General features: G+C 63.5%; 4 protein-coding genes. All 4 read right to left on the bottom strand.

Features of this window, described 5'->3' with window-relative positions:
* A partial coding sequence (locus I71_RS16270; protein WP_042695894.1) for a DUF1826 domain-containing protein occupies window positions 1–406 on the bottom strand: 406 nt, incomplete at its 3' end.
* Window positions 407–604: 198 nt separating this feature from the next.
* Window positions 605–2,185: a mechanosensitive ion channel family protein gene (locus I71_RS16265; RefSeq protein ID WP_199902194.1), complete on the bottom strand. Its 1,581-nt coding sequence runs from the start codon at window positions 2,183–2,185 to the stop codon at window positions 605–607.
* A gap of 74 nt (window positions 2,186–2,259) precedes the next feature.
* Window positions 2,260–3,375: an ABC transporter permease gene (locus I71_RS16260; protein WP_042695892.1), complete on the bottom strand. Its 1,116-nt coding sequence runs from the start codon at window positions 3,373–3,375 to the stop codon at window positions 2,260–2,262.
* On the bottom strand, window positions 3,372–4,318 hold a 947-nt coding region (locus I71_RS16255), incomplete at its 5' end, for an ABC transporter permease (protein WP_042695891.1). The genes I71_RS16260 and I71_RS16255, both read right to left, overlap by 4 nt.

Below are 4,318 nucleotides of genomic sequence, written 5' to 3'. Positions count from 1 at the left end.
CGACATAATCGACATGGAAATATCGGCAACCGTCGCCGGACAGGCTGTCCAGCCGCAGCCGCACCGCCCTGCACCCGACGATTTCCGCGTAAATCCACACCAGATCGACGATGTCGGCGAGCAGCGGCCCCTCGATCCGGCGGGGCGGCAAGGCCGACCTCAGATCCGTGGCGGCATCGGCCGGCGACGTGGCGAGGTGGCAGGACAGCCCGTCCGCCGCAATCGCCGCGCTCTGCGCGGCAATCCCGGCCGGGAGCCGGCGCCGCCAGACCGCCAGAGTCAGATTGGAACGCCCGATGACCGACAGCGAGGCAGCCGTACGGCATTGGGCGACATGCGCCGGCCCCTGCGGACCGGCGGAAGGGCGGGAAGCGGCGGGGGCCGGAAAGGGAGGGAGGCTGGGCATGCGACCACGGTAGAAAGAGGCGTCGCATTAGTAATGTTATATCATAACATACAATGCAAGCACGCTTTCACCCCGCCTGATCCCCTGTCTCCGCTATCGGTGGCCCGACGCTGCCGCTGCCGCGTCGCAACAAGCAGTTTTGCCGGTCCGACTTACGCCTGGACGCGAGGATCGCAACGGCGGCACAACAGGCCGATGTCAGTTTCCCGACGGCCGATGGACATAGCCCCGGATACGGGCGGCAAGCCGTGCCACCGATCCTTGCCGATGCTCTTCACTGGCGATTGGATGAGGGGGATCGACACTTTGCTTCCGATAAAGCAGGGCTGCGCCCAATTCTTCCGCGATGCTTGGCCGGTCATGGATCAGAGGTGCCAGGTGCTCCAGGGCGATCTCGTACACGACGACAAAGGTCAGGGCACGGACCGTACCCGAGGCACCGGCCCCCGTCAGCAGTCCACCCTCTCCGAAGAAATCTCCCGGCGCAAGCCGGCCGGTTTCGATCTCCTCCTCCCCGTCCCTGCTGGTCACGGCGAGCACACCGGTTCGCACAATCGCCAGCGCAGCCAACACCGATCCCTGCTCCACCACGACATCGCCCTTGCGGAAGGTGCGGCGCGACATGGTGGTTGCCAAGGCCTCCTTTTCATCCTCGGTCAGAGACGTGAACAGCGGAATTGCGTTCAGAAGCCGGAGAGGGGTCGAGACGGTCGATGCGCTGCTTTCCGCATTGTTCAGAACTGGCTGCAGGGATGCGGACGGCGACGCAAATTTCATGCCTGAGGATTTCACATGACGGTAGACAAGATCGAAGACTTCATCTTTCGTCTTGCCGACAGCAGAAAGCTTGGCAACGTGAAAGGAGAGTTTTACCTCGATCGCATCCGCGTCAAGAGAGTGAATGTGTGTGGTTGGCGCAGGGCTGGGCAGGATCGATGTACAACTCAGCAACACGTCCTGCATGACCCTTGTAACGGCACCCGGTGAAACAGTCGGGAGAATCCTTATGGTAATGGCAACTCCATGAGAGCGATCCGGCCCGCTCAGGTTCGTCAGGTTTGCTTTTGCCAGACTGCTGTTCGGGAGAATGATGAGGTCATTCGTATCGCTGAGCAAATGGGTGGCGCGCCAGTTGGTTTCGAGAACCTGGCCTTCAATGCCGTCCCCCAACGAGATCCAATCCCCAATGGCATAGGGGCGACTGATGTTCAGCGCGATGCCGGAGAAGACATTGCTCAGCGTGCTTTGCATCGCAAGGCCGACAATGATGGCGAAGATGCCGGATGTCGCGATGACGGTACCGACCGGAAAGCTGAAAACATTGGCCGCTATCGACAGGGCGGTGCCGACATAGATCATGCCGATGACCAGATCCTGAAGGAGCCGCCCTTCGCGGGTCCGCCGCTCGAACGTCAGAAATGCCCGAACGAAACCGACCAGGGACAGCGCCCCATTCGTCCACCAGATCATTCTGGCAAGGCCGGTGAACACCCTCTCCGGAACAGAGCCACTCGATGTTCCAGCGTCGTACGGGACAACTCCATGGTAAAACAGAAGAACCGTGAGGGCTATGAAAAAGAAAAGCTGGCCGGCGAAACGGTGCGTCGGTCTATTGCGGAGAGCGAAATGAGTAAAAAGCGCCCCGACTAAAGCCAGAACCCCTGTTTGAACGAGCGGATCTTCAGCGAACATCAGAAAATTTATATCTGTGCCCATCTTTTCCCTTGAAGGAATGCCGATAAGTAATTCAATGCTCGCCAGATCACTGAATGCCGCCACCCGATAAAGCTATAGGCATGCTATAGCATTCCCAGGAAACAATAAAGTCACGCTATATTGCGGTATGATTGCAGTCAGCGCCGGGAGGTAAGCGCAACGGCAATCGCACTGTAGAGTCCCGCCAAAGCCCACAAGGTCAGGAACGGCTCGGCAACCTCGGAAAGGGGCGCCCCAAGCTGGGCCACCCGAACAAGGCCGTCGATCGCCGATGTGCTCGGCAGCAGCCGGGCGATCAGACGAACCGCCTCTGGCATCGCTTCCGTCGGCCAGGAGAAACCCGCCAGGAAGAAGAAGGGCAGCCCGACCGCCGCGGTGGCGAGCTGCACCGCCAGGGGTCTCCGGAAAACCGCCGCGGCAATCAGGCCAAGGGCGCTGACGGCGAGGGCGAAGGGCAGCGCGAACAAAAGAATGGTCGCGGCCGACCCCAGGCGCGGCACATCGTACAGGTAGGGCAGAGCGATCAGGTAGAAGGGCATGACCAGGGCTTCCGGCACCAGATAGGCCATGTATTTGCCGGCCACGGTCGCCAGCGGCCCCGCCCTGGGCCTGTCGGGATCGGGCGTGGAGCCAAGCAGGCCGGTTCCGATCAGCAGAAGCTGCTGCAGGATCAGGACGAACGCCGCCGGCAGCAGATAGGTCGCATAGCCCGCCTGCGGATTGAACAGCGGCACCGCTGTCAGCGGCATCGGGTCGACGACGGCGCCGGCCACGGCCGGATCGACACCGGCACCGATGAGCCGCGCGCTTTCGACCTCCGCCCCCAGCGTTCTTGCCACGGCGGAAACGGCGCCGCTGATCCGTTGATAGATCAGGAAATAGCTGGCATCCGCATAGAGAGCGACCGGAGACGGCCGCCCATGCAGCAGGTCGCGTTCGAAATCCTGGGGGATCAGCAGGATGCCCGACACGGAGCGCTCATAGACGGCGCGCTGGGCACCCGGAAGGTCCGGCAGGACCAGGGCGACCCCCACGTCGGATGTCGCATCGAGCCGACGGACCATTTCCCGGCTGCTGCTGGTCCCGTCGCGGTCGACCACCACGATGGGAACCTTGCGAAGCGCCTCGTTGAGGTAGGGCTGCGGATAGAAGGCGGCGTAGACCACCGCCGCCAGGAAGAGCACGGAAAAGGCCGGGCGCACGGTGAAAATGCGGCGAAGTTCGTGACGGAACACGGCGAAAACCGCTTTCATGGCGCCGACCCGCTGTGAACCGGCGCGTTGCGGTCGGTGTCCGTCCGCCCGGAGCCCGCCCGTTTGCGCCGGGCACGCAAGCCCTCCAACCGCCATGCGACCAGCCCCGCCAGCCCGATCACGAAAGCGGCCAGGACCAGCACCGGATGCCAGGAGAGGTCCGGCGGCGTGCCACGGACGGTCTGGTCGATCCGTGCCGTCAGGTACCAGGTTCCCGGCAGCAGCGCCCCATAGCCTTGGGCGAAGCCGCCCATGCCGAGACGAGGGAAACCGATGCCCATGAAGCCGAAAGCCGGTGCGGTCAGCAGCGATCCGATGCTGACCGCCGCCGCCGTGGAACGCAGGACCAGCGCCAGCAGGACGCCAAGCAGCTGGCAGGCCAGCAGGAACAGGATGCCGGCGACGAGCAGAATGCCCCGCTGACCGCGCAGCGGCAGCTCCAGCACGCCGAACAGAACGGAATCGGCGATGCCGAGCACCATCACGGACAGGATGGTGTAGGGAAGGACCTTGCCCGCCATGGCCGGCCACAGTCCGCCGCCAAGGCGCCGGAGGATCGCCAGCCGGTGCCGCGTCCCGACATCGAGGCCGACCGAATAGGCGGACGCCACCACGACCACCACCTGAAGCAGGCTGGGCAGGAGGGCCGCCAGCAGGAAATGGGCATAATTCATCGTGGGATTGAACAGTCCGTGGACCTGCACCGGGATCGGCGCCAGGGAGGCCTGGGCGGCATCCATCGGCTGGCCTTGAGCCGTGCGCATGGACAGGCGGATGCCGGCCGCCACCGTCGGGACGGCATTGTTGACTCCGCGCAGGACGAGGTTTCCGGTGGTCAGCGTCTGGGTGTTGTAGAAGAACACCACCTCCGGCCGCCGGGCGGCCTTCACGTCCCGTTCCAGATCGCGCGGAATCATCAGCAGGCCGTGGACGGTGCCGGACA

The organism is Azospirillum sp. B506, assembly GCF_000333595.1.
Classification (GTDB): domain Bacteria; phylum Pseudomonadota; class Alphaproteobacteria; order Azospirillales; family Azospirillaceae; genus Azospirillum.
The sequence above is the reverse complement of the archived record's forward strand: the minus strand, read 5'-3'. Positions and strand labels throughout refer to the sequence as shown.

Excerpts from the sequence above, each read along its gene's own strand:
- I71_RS16260 (WP_042695892.1), bottom strand. The coding sequence starts at position 3,375 with ATGAAAGCGGTTTTCGCCGTGTTCCGTCACGAACTTCGCCGCATTTTC.